At 32.9% G+C, this 17,767-nt stretch carries 15 protein-coding genes and 1 riboswitch; of the genes, 7 read left to right on the top strand and 8 right to left on the bottom strand.

The window, feature by feature from the left end; all coding sequences use genetic code 11:
* Window positions 1–85: 85 nt before the first annotated feature.
* Window positions 86–1,186: a murein transglycosylase A gene (gene mltA / locus JMI89_RS04615; protein ID WP_220679459.1), complete on the bottom strand. Its 1,101-nt coding sequence runs from the start codon at window positions 1,184–1,186 to the stop codon at window positions 86–88.
* A gap of 214 nt (window positions 1,187–1,400) precedes the next feature.
* On the opposite strand from mltA, the gene cycA reads away from it, so the two are divergent.
* The 3 genes from cycA to radA all read left to right on the top strand — a co-directional run bounded on the left by cycA (window position 1,401) and on the right by radA (window position 5,443).
* On the top strand, window positions 1,401–2,816 hold the full coding sequence (gene cycA, locus JMI89_RS04610; RefSeq protein WP_220679438.1) for a D-serine/D-alanine/glycine transporter: 1,416 nt from the start codon (window positions 1,401–1,403) through the stop codon (window positions 2,814–2,816).
* A gap of 164 nt (window positions 2,817–2,980) precedes the next feature.
* The gene (gene serB / locus JMI89_RS04605) at window positions 2,981–3,958 is read left to right on the top strand and encodes a phosphoserine phosphatase (protein ID WP_187754377.1); all 978 of its coding nucleotides are present in this window, start codon (window positions 2,981–2,983) and stop codon (window positions 3,956–3,958) included.
* A 102-nt stretch (window positions 3,959–4,060) separates the two neighbouring features.
* A complete protein-coding gene (gene radA, locus JMI89_RS04600) occupies window positions 4,061–5,443 on the top strand; it encodes a DNA repair protein RadA (protein ID WP_187754376.1) in 1,383 nt (460 codons plus the stop codon).
* A 22-nt stretch (window positions 5,444–5,465) separates the two neighbouring features.
* Here radA and JMI89_RS04595 read toward each other — a convergent pair whose 3' ends face one another.
* From JMI89_RS04595 to rpiB, 6 genes are all read right to left on the bottom strand, one after another.
* Window positions 5,466–6,080 (bottom strand): 7-carboxy-7-deazaguanine synthase QueE, encoded by a 615-nt coding sequence (locus JMI89_RS04595; protein WP_220679437.1) that lies wholly within the window; start codon window positions 6,078–6,080, stop codon window positions 5,466–5,468.
* A gap of 4 nt (window positions 6,081–6,084) precedes the next feature.
* Window positions 6,085–6,504, bottom strand: a complete 420-nt coding sequence (queD, locus tag JMI89_RS04590; protein WP_187754374.1) for a 6-carboxytetrahydropterin synthase QueD — start codon at window positions 6,502–6,504, stop codon at window positions 6,085–6,087.
* A gap of 105 nt (window positions 6,505–6,609) precedes the next feature.
* A riboswitch (PreQ1 riboswitch) is annotated at window positions 6,610–6,655 on the bottom strand.
* A gap of 367 nt (window positions 6,656–7,022) precedes the next feature.
* Entirely contained in the window at window positions 7,023–8,111 is a 1,089-nt protein-coding gene (locus JMI89_RS04585; RefSeq protein ID WP_220679436.1) for a hypothetical protein, read from the bottom strand.
* A gap of 1,140 nt (window positions 8,112–9,251) precedes the next feature.
* Entirely contained in the window at window positions 9,252–10,847 is a 1,596-nt protein-coding gene (locus tag JMI89_RS04580; protein WP_187754372.1) for a PTS transporter subunit EIIC, read from the bottom strand.
* Between the two features lie 230 nt (window positions 10,848–11,077).
* Window positions 11,078–11,731: a ribulose-phosphate 3-epimerase gene (gene rpe / locus JMI89_RS04575; RefSeq protein WP_187754371.1), complete on the bottom strand. Its 654-nt coding sequence runs from the start codon at window positions 11,729–11,731 to the stop codon at window positions 11,078–11,080.
* On the bottom strand, window positions 11,724–12,176 hold the full coding sequence (rpiB, locus tag JMI89_RS04570) for a ribose 5-phosphate isomerase B (protein WP_187754370.1): 453 nt from the start codon (window positions 12,174–12,176) through the stop codon (window positions 11,724–11,726). Before rpiB ends, rpe begins: the two co-directional genes overlap by 8 nt.
* 173 nt (window positions 12,177–12,349) lie before the next feature.
* Here rpiB and JMI89_RS04565 point away from each other — a divergent pair, with 173 nt between their 5' ends.
* The 3 genes from JMI89_RS04565 to pepP all read left to right on the top strand — a co-directional run bounded on the left by JMI89_RS04565 (window position 12,350) and on the right by pepP (window position 15,494).
* A complete protein-coding gene (locus JMI89_RS04565; RefSeq protein ID WP_220679435.1) occupies window positions 12,350–13,240 on the top strand; it encodes an SIS domain-containing protein in 891 nt (296 codons plus the stop codon).
* 337 nt (window positions 13,241–13,577) lie between these two features.
* On the top strand, window positions 13,578–14,120 hold the full coding sequence (locus tag JMI89_RS04560; protein ID WP_187754369.1) for a UPF0149 family protein: 543 nt from the start codon (window positions 13,578–13,580) through the stop codon (window positions 14,118–14,120).
* A 69-nt stretch (window positions 14,121–14,189) separates the two neighbouring features.
* A complete protein-coding gene (pepP, locus tag JMI89_RS04555) occupies window positions 14,190–15,494 on the top strand; it encodes a Xaa-Pro aminopeptidase (protein WP_220679434.1) in 1,305 nt (434 codons plus the stop codon).
* A gap of 42 nt (window positions 15,495–15,536) precedes the next feature.
* On the opposite strand, the gene JMI89_RS04550 is transcribed toward pepP, so the two are convergent.
* On the bottom strand, window positions 15,537–16,325 hold the full coding sequence (locus JMI89_RS04550) for a TonB family protein (protein WP_187754367.1): 789 nt from the start codon (window positions 16,323–16,325) through the stop codon (window positions 15,537–15,539).
* A 192-nt stretch (window positions 16,326–16,517) separates the two neighbouring features.
* Here JMI89_RS04550 and ispB point away from each other — a divergent pair, with 192 nt between their 5' ends.
* On the top strand, window positions 16,518–17,495 hold the full coding sequence (ispB, locus tag JMI89_RS04545) for an octaprenyl diphosphate synthase (protein WP_187754366.1): 978 nt from the start codon (window positions 16,518–16,520) through the stop codon (window positions 17,493–17,495).
* Window positions 17,496–17,767: the final 272 nt, after the last annotated feature.

The raw sequence follows: 17,767 nt of genomic DNA, 5'->3' as shown, positions 1-17,767 counted from the left end.
GGTTTTATTTTATAAAGCGCTAAATTATCAGTTAATAATAAGTGAAATTGATCATCTCAAATAAGTCAATATTATCATAAGTTTTTCAAGTCCTTGTTAAGACTGGAGATAATAGGTGACTATTTTTGGGTGGTGCCAATAACCATACTCGACCATAATGATTGTAATAACCGGCTAAATTCCCTGCTTGCTCACCGATTCCCTGATAAATATCTAGATGTTGACCTTTAATTGCTCCCCCTATATCCAAAGCAATCATTAATCTTAATTCTCGTTGCCCTTGATAAATTCCCTTATCATCGAGTAACGGTATATCAACGAGTAATACTGAACCTGCTGGTATTATCGATTGATCTGAGGCGACTGAAGCTCTAGCGATTAATGGTACCCCCGTTGAACCAATGACTAGAGCATGTTGTTGGGGTTCGAAGAAAACAGTTGAAGCATTCTGAATCAATAAATTTTTTACCACTTGCTCATCTTGTTCTTTTGCCCAAGCTTTTATCGCTTGCATCGATACTTTTCCGCGTTGGAATTTACCTTGCTCAATCAATAATCGTCCAATGCTTTTATAGGGATGACCATTTTTACCATTATAACCAAAAAATATAGGTGGTGAACCATCTTCAAAATCAATAAAACCACTACCTTGTACTTCCATAATAAAATTATCAATCAAAGAATCGGTATAGGCAATTTCTAGCTTTTGACCGTCTAATGCGCCATCATAAATTTCTAATCTTGATGGTAATCGCGTAGAAAAATTCCTTGGTTTTGCATATAGAGGATAACGATACCGCCCTTGTGGGGTACGCCGTCCCTTCATCACAGGTGTATAGTAACCAGTTAAATGCACATTTCCCCACTTATCTTGACCTTGTAACTGATAAGTACTTAATCCGACAAAATTGAATTGATTTGTTGCTAAACCTTCGATAATCCATTGATTAATTGCATCATATACTGCCTTATTTTGGTTAAATAATGAAGGTGAATATTGCTCAATCAGTTTAACTTGCTGCAAGTAACTATCAATATTGATGGGTCGATTCAGATGAGGTTGAGCTAAGTTTAACAACCTAGGTAATTGACCATTGGTATATTGTTGACCATGTTGAGTAGGATGATATTGACAGGATGTTAGAATAATGATGAAAAGTAAATACCTTATTGTTTTCCATTTTATTAATTTACGTAATACCTGACCTAGATCCATTTCAGCCTCATTTTGATTCATAAAAACATTATAACCTTATAATACATTTCACAATATTATATTTTTGAATATGACACTAAAAATTCAATTAATATCATAGAAAAACATTGAAATAGCTTTTTATAAACTTTAATATCTCCAAAGCGTTAATCAAAAAAACCATTAACTAAGGAACAAAGATACCATGAATTCTATTAATAATACTGGGTCTTCACAAGAAAAAAAACTAAAACGCAATTTATCTAATCGGCATATTCAGTTAATTGCAATTAGTGGGGCAATTGGAACAGGTTTATTTATGGGATCAGGTAAAACAATTAATTTAGCCGGTCCTTCAATTATTTTTGTATATATGATTATAGGTTTTATCCTTTTCTTTGTGATGCGCGCGATGGGGGAAATTCTATTATCAAATTTAAACTATAAATCTTTTAGTGACTTCGCTGGAGATTTAATGGGCCCGTGGGCTGGTTTTTTTACAGGTTGGACTTATTGGTTTTGCTGGATAATAACAGGTATTGCCGACGTCGTAGCGATTGCCGGTTATGCACAATATTGGTTCCCAAGTTTACCAGCATGGATTCCTATGCTGATCTGTATTTTTATTTTGGCATCATTAAACCTGTTAACAGTAAAAATGTTCGGTGAAACTGAATTTTGGTTTTCAATGATAAAAATTATTGCCATTTTTGCGCTCATTGCTGTCGGTATTTTATTGCTTATTACTTCGTATCATTCACAAACCACCAATACCACTGCATCTTTAACTAACCTCTGGCAATATGATGGAATGTTCCCAAATGGTATTATGGGATTCTTTGCAGGTTTCCAAATTGCGATTTTTGCCTTTGTCGGTATTGAACTTATTGGTACAACAGCAGCGGAGACTCATGATCCAAGTATAAATCTTCCACGAGCCATCAACTCTGTGCCGTTACGAATTATTTTCTTTTATGTATTTGCATTAATCATCATTATGAGTGTAACGCCATGGACATTTATTTCACCGAATAAAAGTCCATTTGTTGAATTATTTACGCTTATTGGATTACCTGCAGCAGCCAGTGTAATTAATTTTGTTGTATTAACTTCTGCTGCATCATCAGCTAACAGTGGTATTTATTCAACCAGTCGTATGTTATTTGGTTTGGCAAAGAAAAACGATGCCCCCTCATTATTTGGACATCTATCACGGCGTTTTGTGCCAGCAAATGGATTAATGTTCTCTTGTATGTGTCTGTTAAGTGGGGTTGTGTTAATTTATATGGTACCTGATGTAATGGCTGCTTTTACGATTGTAACAACCATTTCGGCAATCTTATTTATGTTTATTTGGTCGATGATTTTGTTATCTTATATCCAATATCGTAAAAAACGCCAGCATTTACATGAACAATCATTATTTAAAATGCCAGGTGGCATTGTGATGAGTATTATTTGTTTAGTGTTCTTTGCATTTGTAATTGTGTTGTTAACATTTGAAAATGATACACGACAAGCCTTAATCGCAACGCCTATATGGTTTTTAATTTTAGCAACAAGCTATTATGTCCATAAAAAATATGGCAAAACTAAAACAGCTGTTTCTAATGAACATTAATGTACAAATGATAAGACTTTAAATTGAATATTTGCTTCAATTATAACAACTAAATTTAGACGGTTTATTTTTGCCCAAGCAATTTTTATGACTTAGTGTTATTGCTTATGTTATGATAATTTAATCAATAATAATGAATATTTAATTAAAACTTAAAATCAATTATGGGTTATACATTAACGTTTAACGATTTGCCAGAAAACATTAAAAATTGGCAAGTGTTACCTTTATCTCTAAATGGCTGTGAGATTGTACCATTAGATTATAATGCCGGTAAAACGGGTTGGATTATTTATGGTCGCAAATTAGATAAAACTCTAGTTTCGAAATTTCAAACTATGCTAGCTATGCCAATAGTGATTGTCTCATCTTGGCAAGTCAAAAACTATCAAGTGATTCGGATTGCTGGTGTCATGCCGAAAAAGGCGCAATCTATCGCAAATGAATTAGGGATTGATATAGCTAGTATTAACCATCTCCCGTCGCTTCATTCAGAAGGTTTATTAGTGATGGATATGGATTCGACAGCAATTAAGATCGAATGTATTGATGAATTAGCCAAACGACATGGTTCTGGCGAGCTGGTTTCAAAAATTACCGAGCAAGCAATGCGTGGGGAAATTGATTTTGCCACCAGTCTACGCAAACGTGTTGCTACATTAAAAGGGGCTGATGTGGCGATTTTAGAATCGATAAAAAATAAATTACCATTAATGCCCGGTTTAACTTTTTTAGTAAAAGAACTGCATAAACGGCAGTGGAAGGTTGCCATTGTTTCAGGTGGTTTTACTTATTTCGCTGAACATTTAAAAAGCAAATTAAAATTAGTAGCGGTTTATGCTAATGAATTAGATATTAATAATAATCGTAAATTAACCGGTAAGATTAAAGGACAAATCGTTGATGCCCGATTCAAAGCCAAAACGTTGCAAAATTTGGCACACCAATTCAATATACCAATAGAACAAACCGTAGCCATTGGTGATGGTGCGAATGATTTAATGATGATCCGTATTGCTGGATTAGGTGTTGCTTATCACGGTAAACCAAAAGTTATCCAAAAAGCAAAAAATAGTATTAATTACGCAGACCTTACTGGTTTGATGTGTATTTTATCCGCTAGCCTTGATAGTCAGGGATAATCGCACACGATAAGATAATCTGTATTACAGTGTATTGTTTATTATCAGTTAATACTTGAATTTTAGTATTATTAATCATTTTGAAATTTTAGGAGTATCGATTTGGCAAAAGCAGTTAAACGCGCTTATGTCTGTAATGAATGTGGTGCTGACTATTTGCGTTGGCAAGGCCAGTGTAATGAATGTCATGCCTGGAACACCATCACTGAAATTCGTCTTGCCGTAACCAACTCTCATAGCAATGACCGCTTCAGTGGTTATGCCGGCGGCGCTGGACAATCAAAAATTCAAAAATTAACTGAGATTAGTTTAGAAGAATTACCACGTTTCACAACAGGATTCTCTGAGTTCGATCGGGTATTGGGTGGTGGTGTTGTCCCAGGTAGTGCAATATTAATCGGTGGCAATCCTGGCGCAGGTAAAAGTACATTATTGTTACAAACATTATGTCGTTTATCAGCTAATATGAAGACTTTATACGTTACCGGAGAAGAATCGTTACAACAAGTCGCAATGCGAGCCCATCGTTTAGGTTTGCCAGCTAATAATATTAATATGCTATCTGAAACTAGTATCGAACAAATCTGTTTATTAGCCGATCAAGAACAACCTAAATTGATGGTGATTGATTCTATTCAAGTGATGCATATGGCAGATATACAATCTTCTCCAGGAAGTGTCGCACAAGTTAGAGAGACTGCTGCTTATCTGACACGTTTTGCCAAAACTAAAGGCATTGCCATTATTATGGTTGGCCATGTTACCAAAGATGGGTCACTAGCTGGGCCTAAAGTACTAGAACACTGCATAGACTGTTCAATTCTATTGGATGGAGACTCAGATTCTCGCTTTAGAACATTACGTAGTCATAAAAACCGCTTTGGCGCCGTTAATGAATTAGGTGTGTTTGCAATGACAGAGCAAGGCTTAAAAGAAGTGAGTAATCCATCAGCTATCTTCTTAACTCGTGGCGATGAAATGAGCTCTGGTAGTTCAGTTATGGTACTTTGGGAAGGTACTAGACCGCTATTAGTTGAAATACAAGCACTAGTGGATCAATCGAATTTTGGTAATCCAAGACGCGTTACTGTTGGATTAGAACAGAACCGGTTAGCATTATTACTGGCGGTATTACATCGTCATGGTGGCTTACAAATGGCGGATCAAGATGTTTTTGTTAATGTTGTTGGAGGCGTAAAAGTCAGTGAAACTAGTGCTGACTTAGCATTAGTCGCAGCTTTAGTATCGAGCTTACGTAATCGTCCTTTACCTCAAGATATGGTTATTTTTGGTGAAATTGGTTTAGGTGGTGAAATACGTCCTGTGCCAAGTGGCCAAGAACGTATTGCTGAAGCAGCTAAACATGGTTTTAAACGTGCAATTGTACCAATTAGTAACATGCCCAAAAAAACCGCAATGAATATGCAAGTCTATGGTGTAAAAAAATTATCTGAAGCATTAGATATTTTATCAAATTTAGATTAAATTTTTAAATTCATAGCCTAGCTTATTCGATATTAGCTATTTTATGAGCCTGTATACTTAATTGCCACTTATTATCTTGCCGATTTCGATTAAGTTTGCCTAATAATTGCAGCGTGGGCAATAAAGTCGTGTCACCATTTTGCTCACAAGGAGAAAGATAGTAATGCTTAGCTTTAATACGTTGTTTCATTTCCAGACAAAATTGTTCAATATCCTCAGCGTCCTCCACTACAATACGTACTTCATCAGCCTTAATCAGCGGGGCATCGTGATAATTTTGCCAATAATGATATTTAGGACTAACAGCAATATAATCAATTCCCGTACAAACAGTTCTTAAGCCATTTGTTTCTATTGCGATGTAATAACCGAATCGTTTTAAACGAACAACTAATTCAAACAAATATTTCTGTAATGTTGGCTCCCCCCCCGTAATAATAATATTTTCCGCAGAGTAAGTAAGTACTCGCGTTAATATCGCCGTTAAGGTAAATTTCTGAAAATGATCAAAATGAGTATCACACCAAGGACAACGCAAATTACAGCCACCAAAACGAATGAATATAGCAGGCATACCAGTATTATATCCTTCACCTTGTAAGGATTGAAAGATTTCAACAATTGGATAGGTTAGCATAATGTTATTCACTGTATTGACAATAGGATGTTGGTGTTTCCCATAAGGTTACTGACGAAATAGGAAGATACTGTTTAAGTTCATTAAAAATATAACGACTCATCCCCTCTGCCGTTGTTCGGCAAGGAAAGGCAAAAATTTTTCGCTGCATTTGCTGTAATAATTGAGCAATTTTGCTTTCATTACTATTATTTTTATAATAAATAAAAGCATGATCTAATTTATCAATAATATGTTTTTTTACTATCTGCTTTAAATCAGCAAAATCCATTACCATATCAGCACTACTTCCTTGGTCAATTAAGTGAGCAGACACTTCTATCACCAAACGATAAGTATGCCCATGTAAATTATGGCATTTCCCATTATGCCCATCTAACATATGACAGGCGTCGAATTGAAATTCTTTCGCAATTTTATACATAACGTACTCGTATTATCTGGATAATTAAATGAAAATATTATTCATTGTTGGGATTGGTATACATTTACGAAAACTGAAAGATGGGATAGATAAATATGACATTGTAAGCTCCTAGTTTTTTTACGTGGGATGGATTACGAACCACGAAAATAGAATAAATCACCTTTAAAATATAAGCCAGCAACCAATTTATCATCTGATTACTTAATAGATATTGATGATCATAAATTAATTTCAACTAAAATTCAAATGTGGATATTCGTTTTTGCGAAACATGTTTTTTACATGAATATTTTTTAAAATAAATCAAGATAAATACCGCGTTTATGAGCCCTATTTATTATGAGATTAACTAATATAGTTACATATAGCCGATAAATTAATACCAGCGATATAACATTATGTTTCATTATAACCTTATAATGATAATAAAACGCGAAGCATTATCCATCAGCAATAACGAAAACACTTATTAATACCAACAATTTTTGGTTGTTGGTATTTTAAATTGTTTTCAATTAATCGCCGCGGCAGATCATTATAGTACTTGGATCATTGGTTTGACGTGGCTGAATTCCCCCTGTTATTCCATAAATTCGATACATTCTATTATTGGGTGCATCGTCAGCAGTCCAGATTTCAGAATCATTATTCCAAACGCCTCCGTAGTTTCGCAATATTCCCCATTCTGCCATAAATGATCCCATTCCTCGCACAAATCCTGCAAAGTCGCTAGTAATTTCATAAGGTCCATACATATATCGAATACGATAATTTCTGTCAAACGCCTGAGACATTGTTGTTTTTCCTCCAGAACAATAATCCAATCCAGGAAATGATAATGAAGAGCTTATTGACTTACTGCTGCCAAATTTTATCCTCTTACCACCTAATGCCCATTTGCTTGGTACAGGAATAGTAAAGCTCTCTAACCATTGCCATGCTTGACCATCAAAATACTCCATCGTTATAACTGGCGTTCCACTATTAATAAAATCACCCTTAGTTGCAGATTGATAGGTTATTGTACAATTTTGTCCTATACCTCCATCGGTTGATAATGAGATTTTTCCCCAACCATGAGAAATGTAGCAACGATATATACCTTGATTTGGACCGGGTCCCATTAAACTAAATGATGCATATTGAAAACCTGTACTTGGAAAACCTGTTGAACGGATAAAGCCCTTATTAGGATAAAATATAGTAGCATTATAAGAATTATCTCTTATTGTCATATCTTTAGGCTTGAGAAAACAGATGTTATTACCACCTGATAAAAAAATATAATTAATAATTTGCCCATTACCATAAAAACGTGAACGCGGATTACCATATTTTGTCGCTACGCTTACATTATTGACTTCAATTTTAAGTGTAAATGGACCACCACAATGCCATAACTCTTCACCTAAACGATGATTAGGTACCTGCTGATTGTTTTCATCATACCAGGTGGCTTTTATTGTTCCTGATATCGTTCCCTCTGCATTATCACCATCATCGTCCCCTAAAATTGTACCAACAAGATTGTGATAAAAACCATCTGCCGGCACATTTAAAAAAAGTTTAACATCAGAAAAACGCATAAATTGTGGTGCTTTCATAATCCTATTAGCATTTGTGGTATAAATAGTGCTCAAACTACCATCACGTTTGGTTATTTGAATCGTTCGTAACTAACTTAAATTTGTTAGTTTAGTTAGATTGGGTAATAATATATAAGGTTCACTTCCCATAATAGATTGTTTAGATGTCGCGGACAGTTTCGCCAAACTGTTTACAGAAAAAAATCTTCGCCAAAACACCTAAGCCACATTTTTTTTAAAGAAGTGAATTGTTGATAATTTGTTACCAAGATATTTGAGAATATGATTTGTAAAGAAGATATTGATAATAATCGACTTTTTCTTGCAAAAACCGTTGAAATAATATCTATAACAGAACATTGTTTTTGCCAAAAATATTTACACGCAACGAGCTTGCTTAACACAAGTTCAAAGTATGATTTTTTCACTAATTTATTTCCTTGTAAATTTATTATTTTTTTATTTACTATTAAAATAGTTATAAATTATTTTTATAAAGGGAAAGAATAATTACTTAAAAAAGTTAGATAGTCTAGTGAGTTCTTTCCCAAATGTTGTTATAACAGTCAATAACTGTAACACGCAATAGATATAATCCTTTTTATTTGTTTATTAAGTAAATATGTATTTTATTTAAAACAGTATGAAAAGTTGCCGATTTAGGACTTTTGTCAATTTTTACAAAATTGTTTATATTTAAAATAGCCCAAGAATTTAACAATTTATATTGCTCTCAATAAGTGAACAAATAATTTCATCGACAGATAATACAAAAGTAATTGTTGCAGATATTATATTTTCGATGAATAGTGCCAAGTTCTGGCATCTTTTTAATTGATAAAATAGTGATATGGGTACTTAATCACCTTTAATGTAAGAAAAGTGGCTTAATTATTGTTTGCATATTCTATAATAAATATTGAATAATATAAATATTTTTATATGATTTGTTCAAATAAAAAATAGTACTTTTGGAGAGGGTTTATCAGCAAGCTATTTGATGAATTATTTAATTAGTTAAATCGAGCAATTCTCTTCCCATGATCAGCTAAACTAACACTAGGCATTATTCTATGTTCTACCTATTTTTAACCTAATAATATCATTAAAAATAGGTAAAACATCATTTTATTTATATCGTAAATGCTCTAATTTATATTATTCTAACGTCGAAATGTACTCTTCTAAATGAGATTTAATGACTGTGACATGAGGTCCATAAATAACCTGAACACCTTCCCCATTAATAATAATACCTTTCGCACCTGTTGATTTTAAAATTTCTCTATCAACTAATTTGTTATCTTGCACTGAAATTCTTAATCGAGTAGCACAACAATCAACATAAGTAATATTATCTTTTCCTCCTAAGCCTTCTAAAATAGTGCTGGAAACATCACTTTGTTTCTTTTGTTTTGTTTTTTTAGCATCTTCAACATCTTTTCTAGTATATAACTTAGTTTCTTCATTATCATCTTCTCGACCTGGAGTTTTAAAATTGAATTTTTTGATTAAGAAACTAAATGTAAAATAATAAAGTGGGAACATTGGTAAACCAATTAAAATAACATTGAACCAATGTGTTTTATCATTGCCTTGTAACACGCCAAATAAAACAAAATCAATTAAACTACCCGAAAATGTTTGTCCAACCCCAACATTAAAGATGTGGCATAACATAAAGGATAAACCAGCATATAAACAGTGAATAACATATAAAAGAGGACCGGCAAATAGAAATGAAAATTCAATTGGCTCAGTAATCCCAGTTAAAATTGCGGTTAAAGTAGCAGAAACTAACAGCCCCAATATCATTTTACGGTTTTGTGGTTTAGCAGTACGATAAATTGCTAATGCCGCACCAGGAATACCAAATAAATAGAACGGGAATTTTCCAGCCATAAAACGAGTTGCTTCAACTGAGAATTCTGTAGTATTTGGACTTGCTAATTCAGCGAAGAAAATATTTTGAGCGCCAGCTACAAGATGCCCATCAATCATTGCTGTTCCACCGACACCAGTTTGCCAAAATGGCATATAAAATACATGATGTAATCCAAAAGGAATCAATGCCCGTTCAATGAAACCATAAATAAATGTACCTGCATAACCAGATTCATTAACTAAATGACCGAGTAATAAGATACCGTTTTGGATTGAAGGCCATACATAGAACATTAAAATACCAACAAATAAATAAACAAAGGCCGTAATAATGGGAATAAATCGTGATCCACCAAAAAAAGATAAAATTGCAGGAAGTTCAATTCGATAATAGCGATTATGCAACGCGGCAACACCTAAACCGACAATTACTCCGCCAAATACTCCCATTTGTAAAGTTTCAATCCCAACTGCATTACCTAACGATCCATCTGGTAATGCACCCGCTATTAATAAACCTTTTAATTCAAGTAATGCGTGAATTGTAGAGTGCATGATAAAGAAACCAACTGCTCCTGAAATTGCAGCTACCTCTTTTTCTTGTTTTGCCATTCCCATTGCTACCCCAATAGAGAATAAGATCGGAAGATTTGCAAAAACTACACTCCCTGCATTTTTCATAATTGTAAGAAATGCATGTAATACCGTTCCATCACCTAAAACACTTTGTAAGCCATAAGAGGTGATTGTTGTTTCATTGGTAAAAGAGGCTCCTATACCTAACATCAAACCAGCTACAGGTAGTAGTGCAATTGGTAACATAAACGATCTACCAACCCGTTGCAATATGCTAAAAAAAGTACTTTTCATTGTAGTTAACCCTTTTTTTTATTGAAAGATAAAATGAATAAACCAAAAATTCACAAAAATAATTTTATATGTAAATAAATTCATTTTAAAGAGATCTACTTCACATAATATTAATAAAAAATTAATTATACTAGGTTTTAAATTTGATCAAACGGTGAAAAAACAATAGAAATTTATCTTTTTTTTAATCTTTTGTGAAATTAGGCCTTTATATAACAAGGCCTATTAAATTATGCTAGCTTACGTAATTCATTAATTGTTTGTTGATAAGGTTTTTCTTTAATAAACAATCCAGCAGTACCCAGGATAAAATATTCTACATAAGCAGATAATTGTTCGACTATATGAGCACTTATTGCCCCATCAATAGCAATTGAGGTCCCAAGTTTTCTGTCTTTAATCATGTGACTTAAACGTTTAATTCTATCGATAGAATTGTGTATAAAAGGTTGTCCTGCAAATCCGGGATTTACTGACATAATTAAAACAACATCAATAAGTTCTAATATATCCTCTAACATACATAACGGTGTACCGGGATTAATAGCAACACCAACTTTAGCTCCTGTTGCTTTGATTTGATTTAACACACGATGGGAATGTGTTAATGTTTCGATATGGACATAAATAATTTGACATCCTAATTGAGCAAATTTTTCAATATAAGGGACTGGATTACTTACCATTAAGTGAACATCGTAAGGAATGGTTGTTAATTTACTTACAGCTTTTATATCTTCAGTACCTAAAGCAAAATTAGGTACAAAATTACCATCCATTACATCAATGTGAAACATATCCACACCAGCCTCTTCAAGAAGTTTTAATTCCGTTGCTAATTTGGAAAAATCAACACACATGAGTGAAGGACAAAATTTACTCATGGTATTTACCCTCTTCAATTAAATGAATTTGATCTATTCTTCTTTGATGGCGCCCACCTTCAAATTCAGCATTTAACCATTGATCTATAATCATTTTTGCTAATTCACTTCCCACAACACGAGATCCAAAAGCCAAAATATTCGTGTTATTATGTTCGCGGGATAATTTGGCAGAATAGGGATCACTACAAACAACGGCTCGAATTCCTGGTGATTTATTTGCTGCTATTGATATACCCACACCCGTGCCGCAAATTAATATACCAAGATCAGCTTGTTTATTATTGATTGCATTTGCTACTCGATTTGCATAAATAGGATAATCCGTCCTATCGGTAGATGGTGCGCCCAAATCAATGACAGTGATATTCTTTTGCGTTAAATAATCAATAACATCTTGTTTTAAAATATAACCAACATGATCATAACCAATTGCAATTTTCATATGTTTTATTCTCCAATGACTAGAAATAAATCTTTTACTTCACTAAAAATGATATTAACGTTAATTTTTTATTTTGTAAAGTTTGCTAAAAAATAAAAAAAACCTCTTTTACAATGTGATTAAGCTGAAATTAGGTTAGAATTAACGATAAAAATGTTATTGGAGAGTTTAGATTGAAAAGAGTAAATGAGCCAGATAATTCTAATGCACTTGCAATTGGTGCGATGATTCGTATTTCGCTCTCAAGTTTAAGTAATACTGAACAGCGAATTATCGAATGGATGATGACCAAAGGGAATTTAACATCACGAACTAGTATTAAAGAGGTTGCAATAAAGCTATCGGTATCAGAACCTTTGCTGGTAAAAGTAGCTAAAAAATTGGGCTATTCTGGATTTAGAGAAATTAGAAAAGCATTGCTTTCATATTTTGACGCCTTGCCATTCGATAAAGAACAAGAACTTTCTGAAAAAGATAATGTTGATGATATCATTGAAAAAGTATTTAATAATTCCGTACAAGCATTAAAAGAAGCACAATCTATTGTCGACGCTAAAATTATCTCACAAGCCGCAGAGTGGATTTTTAATGCAAATCGGATTGTGATTCTCGGGGTTGGCGGTTCAGCTATTGTTGGAGAAGACTTTGAACATAAACTATTGCGTATAGGGATTCATAGTCATACTTACAGTGATAATCATTTAATGGTAATGGTTGCAAGTCAACTAAAAGAAAACGATGTTGTTATTGCTATTTCACAATCAGGAAATACAACTGAAATATGTAACGCGATTTTGGTTGCTAAGAAAAATAAAACAAAAATTATCTGTATTACCAATAATCATCAATCAGAGCTCGCAGAAATTTCGGATTTATCAATATTTAGTCCTGCAAAAAACGGTCCATTATTAGGCCAAAATGCCGCAGCGAGAATTATTCAATTGACCTTACTAGATACACTGTTTATTGCTATTGTGGTATTAGATAATGCTAAATCAAAAGTGCATCTAGAACGTAGTATAGATGTTGTAAAATCATTACACAGAAAAAACCCAAATGACTGAATAAATATACAATTAATTTTACTGAAAATTTTCTGTGTTTTATGGTTAAAGATGATAGTAAATTCTATCATCTAAATCTGGACACTAGCTTTATTTTTTCTATCTATTTGATTATTGTTTTAAAGTAAAGGATATTTATTATCTAACATTTTAAAATTAATATCCCGCAAAACATGATTACTATCCTATTAAATTACAAGTTATTACTTTGTTATAACCTTGGTAATTATTGTAATGTTGTTAAAATGTAGCAAGCGAACAATTCCATGTAAATAGTGCAAAAATTAATGAATTAGCGATATACTAGGCACAATATTTTCTTTTATGAGTTGCAAAAATGTCAAGCCAACCAAGCTATTCTACTTTGAATATTGAATTAAAATCTGCACAAATCGGTATTAACGCTTCTGAATTACATGGTTTTATAACTGGAATCGTTGCTGGTGGTATACAAGACCAAAGCTGGCTAGTACTGCTAAAAGATATGATGAATAACGGGCAGCCAATTGTAGGTGAGTTGGATAAGTCGGTTAAATTGCTTTATGAGCAAATTAAGCAAAAATTAACTAATGAAAATTTTGAATTTCAACTATTAATCGCTGAAGAGGATCTTTTTACACAAATTGATGATATGGTCAGTTGGGTAAATCATTTTTTATTAGGGTTAGGGCTTGCTCAACCACAATTAGCAAAAATCAAAGGTGATATTGGCGAAGCCATATACGATTTAAGGCAAATTACACAACTTGATTATGATGAAGATGACAATCAAGATGAATTAGCATTTGCTTTTGAAGAAATTTTAGAATATGTGCGAATTACTGTCATTTTATGCTATGACGAGTTTACTGATCGTTATTCATCTATAACAATTCATTAGTAATTGCATAACGAACCAAGGGCACTATAAACTTTAAATAAATACTTTAAAAGGCTGGTAGGTTGTAAAATGATTAACGATATAATAAATCGACGTAATAAATTCTTAGCCAAAATGATTGATAATAGTGTAGCTATCTTTTTTGCTGCACCTGAAGTAGTTAGAAGTAATGACACTCATTATATATATCGACAAAATAGCGATTTTTGGTATTTAACCACATTTAATGAGCCTGAAGCAGCATTATTGTTAATTAAAGATTCAGCTAATCAACATCAAACTATTTTATTTAATCGAACAAAGGATTCTTTAGCTGAAATTTGGACAGGTTATCGATTAGGTCAACAAGCAGCTTTAACACAACTTAACGTTGATGAAGCTTATTCTTTTAATGAAATTAATGAATTGCTACCCAAAATCATTAGTGGTAAACAAGCGTTATACCATGCGAGCCAATTATATAATTATGCTGATAGTATTATCGAACGTCTAATGCAAACTTTAAGAAATGGTCTTAGGCAAAATCTCTTCGCTCCTCAATCAATTATAGATTGGCGACCTATTTTGCATGATATGCGACTATTTAAATCAGCACACGAAATTGAAATCATGCGTGAAGCTGGACGAATTAGTGCCCTTGGTCATATTCGAGCTATGAAAAAATGTAAACCTAATATGTATGAATATCAATTAGAAGCTGAAATATTACATGAATTTGCTATGCATGGTGCCAGAACACCTTCTTATAATACTATTGTCGGTAGTGGTAATAATGGTTGTATTTTGCATTATGAAGATAATAATCAACCATTAGTTAGTGGTGATTTAGTTTTGATCGATGCAGGATGTGAATATCAAAATTATGCGGGTGACATTACTCGTACATTTCCAGTAAATGGCAAATTCAATCAAGCTCAACGTGAAATATATAATATAGTACTAAAAGCTCAATATCGCGCACTAGAATTACTCAAACCTGGAACATCAATAAAAGAAGTTAATGATAAGATCATTCGTATTATGGTGGAAGACCTAATTAATTTAGATATTATGCACGGAAAAATTGATGATTTAATTGCTCAAAAAGCTTATAGTCAATTTTATATGCATGGTTTAGGCCACTGGTTAGGTATTGATGTCCATGATGTGGGTGATTATAAATCGGTTGCTCGTGAACGTATTCTGGAACCAGGTATGGTTATCACAGTTGAGCCAGGATTATACATTAATAAAAATGCAGATGTACCTATTCAATATAAAGGTATTGGTATCCGCATAGAAGATGATATCTTAATCACATCAACAGGTAATGAGATTCTTACCGCAGATGTACCGAAAGAACCTGAACAAATTGAGAAATTAATGAATAGTTAGTTGATGAAACAAGATTATAAGTCAATCAAAACTAGTTTGATGCTAATCCTCAAGCTTGATTGACTTATTACGATTAAATATAATCTTAATTTTCAAATCTCGTTTAGCTCTTGGCGGGTATTTCCAACGCTTCATAGCTTGGATAACTGATCGATTGAAAATATTGTTAGGCTTAGCTTCAGTAATTCGAATATTATCGACACGTCCATGATTATCGATATCAAATAATACGATGACATGTCCATCAATGCGCATATCCAATGCTCGTCTAGGGTATTCAGGATAACCTCGACTAATTGCAGTTGGCATATCTAAAAATTGATTATTATCAGATATAGCTGAAGCAGTAGCTACATCCGCCCGTTTTTCAGTGATAATTTCTTGTTTGACATGCGCTTGGGATGATTGTTGGCGGTGTTTTTTCTTATGTAATTTCTTAGGTTTTTTAGGTTTTTCTTTCATTACCAAAGTCGGCTCATTAGTTGGTAAAGTTGGTTCTTCTGGTTTTTTTTCCACAACAATATCCGGTATATCGTCGTTATCTTTTGCAACTTCTTCAGTTGTTATCGGTTTTTCAACAACTACTGGTAAATCTTCTTGATTCGCGACATTAGGTGAGTTTTCTGCTAAAGATTGTTCTGGAGCCGCCAAAACCGACAAATCAATCATCATCGCTTTTATCGCACTATCGCCATCCATGGAAAGTGCTTTCTCAGAAAATAAACTCCCCATTACTAATAAAGTTATTATTAGCAAATGCAAAATCATTGCGGCAATCACGACAATAGCAAAATTACTTTTATTTTTATCAGGATTATAGATTCTTTCCATCGTTAAGTCAGTATTCATACAACTAGAATATTAAGTTAGCAAGTTTAAATGAAAATGTATATCATTCACAGTATTTTTTTAATTATTTATTCCATATTATGGAACTTTTATTGTTGTCATTTAGCTTTTATCGCATAATGCTATACAAAAGAATATAATTTTTAAAGAACAGTAGGTTTATTGAGTTAAAAAATGATAATGGAAAAAATAATTGATCTTATACATGATGAATTAATAACGGTAGACGAAATTATCTTAGCACAACTAAATTCAGACGTCGTATTAATTAATCAATTAGGTAAATATATCATTGACAGTGGCGGCAAACGTATACGTCCTATTATCGCATTATTGAGTGCTAAAGCACTAAATTATAAAGGCGACAAACACCACATGGCTGCAGCATTCATTGAATTTATTCATACAGCAACACTTTTACATGATGATGTTGTTGATGAATCATCACTAAGAAGAGGACGTTCAACAGCAAATACTCTTTTTGGTAATGCAGCCAGTGTTCTTGTAGGTGATTACATTTACACGCGCTCATTTCAAATGATGGTTAGTATTGAATCCATTCCGGTACTTAAAATCATGTCTGAAGCAACAAATGTTATCGCAGAAGGAGAGGTACAACAACTGTTAAATTGTAATGATCCTAACATTACCATTGCGCAATATCTACAAGTTATTTACCGAAAAACAGCGAGATTATTTGAAGCATCAAGTCATACTGCTGCTATAATAAGTAATGCTCCTAAAGAATTTGAAACCGCATTACAGAATTATGGTCGTTATATCGGCACCGCATTTCAAATCATTGATGATATGCTTGATTATTCAGCTGAAGATGCAGAAGTGCTAGGTAAAAATTTAGGGGATGATCTTAATGAAGGAAAACCAACTTTACCCCTAATACATGCTATGTACCATGCAAAAAATATTGAGGACGTAAAGCTAATTCGTCAAGCAATTGAAAAGGGAAATGGTAGACATTTACTTGAAAAAGTTTTAACTATTATGCAAGAGTGTAATTCACTTGAATTTACCTACCAAATTGCAAAACAAGAAGCCGAAAAAGCAGTGGAATCAATAAAAATTCTACCTGATTCGCCTTATAAAGATGCGTTACAACAAATTGCACTACTATCAATAAAACGCAACCGCTAATTCATTTATTCAGGAAAAGTTATCCTTTATTTAATAGTTATACTAATTTATGTTTTATCGTTTGTTTAATAATACATATTGCTTTTCCTTAGAATAATAGTCTATTTTGTTTAATTAAATGGGTGTGAAATGATTTTTAAAGTTTATTCATTTAGTTAAACAAAATGAGTCAACCATTATTTTGATTATATATTTATTCAACCTGAAATATAGAATTAGGATAAGATTATAAAGCAGTAGCGTAACATTGCTAACAAATAAACAAAGTTATA

The organism is Frischella sp. Ac48, assembly GCF_019641635.1.
GTDB classification, from domain to species: Bacteria; Pseudomonadota; Gammaproteobacteria; order Enterobacterales; family Orbaceae; genus Frischella; species Frischella japonica.
The sequence above is the reverse complement of the archived record's forward strand: the minus strand, read 5'-3'. Positions and strand labels throughout refer to the sequence as shown.

Bases quoted from the DNA above. Each gene is read 5' to 3' on its own strand.
- cycA (WP_220679438.1), top strand. From the start codon at position 1,401: ATGAATTCTATTAATAATACTGGGTCTTCACAAGAAAAAAAACTAAAA.
- serB (WP_187754377.1), top strand. From the start codon at position 2,981: ATGGGTTATACATTAACGTTTAACGATTTGCCAGAAAACATTAAAAAT.
- JMI89_RS04595 (WP_220679437.1), bottom strand. From the start codon at position 6,080: ATGCTAACCTATCCAATTGTTGAAATCTTTCAATCCTTACAAGGTGAA.
- queD (WP_187754374.1), bottom strand. From the start codon at position 6,504: ATGTATAAAATTGCGAAAGAATTTCAATTCGACGCCTGTCATATGTTA.
- JMI89_RS04585 (WP_220679436.1), bottom strand. From the start codon at position 8,111: ATGAAAGCACCACAATTTATGCGTTTTTCTGATGTTAAACTTTTTTTA.
- JMI89_RS04580 (WP_187754372.1), bottom strand. From the start codon at position 10,847: ATGAAAAGTACTTTTTTTAGCATATTGCAACGGGTTGGTAGATCGTTT.
- rpe (WP_187754371.1), bottom strand. From the start codon at position 11,731: ATGAGTAAATTTTGTCCTTCACTCATGTGTGTTGATTTTTCCAAATTA.
- rpiB (WP_187754370.1), bottom strand. From the start codon at position 12,176: ATGAAAATTGCAATTGGTTATGATCATGTTGGTTATATTTTAAAACAA.
- JMI89_RS04560 (WP_187754369.1), top strand. From the start codon at position 13,578: ATGTCAAGCCAACCAAGCTATTCTACTTTGAATATTGAATTAAAATCT.
- pepP (WP_220679434.1), top strand. From the start codon at position 14,190: ATGATTAACGATATAATAAATCGACGTAATAAATTCTTAGCCAAAATG.
- JMI89_RS04550 (WP_187754367.1), bottom strand. From the start codon at position 16,325: ATGGAAAGAATCTATAATCCTGATAAAAATAAAAGTAATTTTGCTATT.
- ispB (WP_187754366.1), top strand. From the start codon at position 16,518: ATGATAATGGAAAAAATAATTGATCTTATACATGATGAATTAATAACG.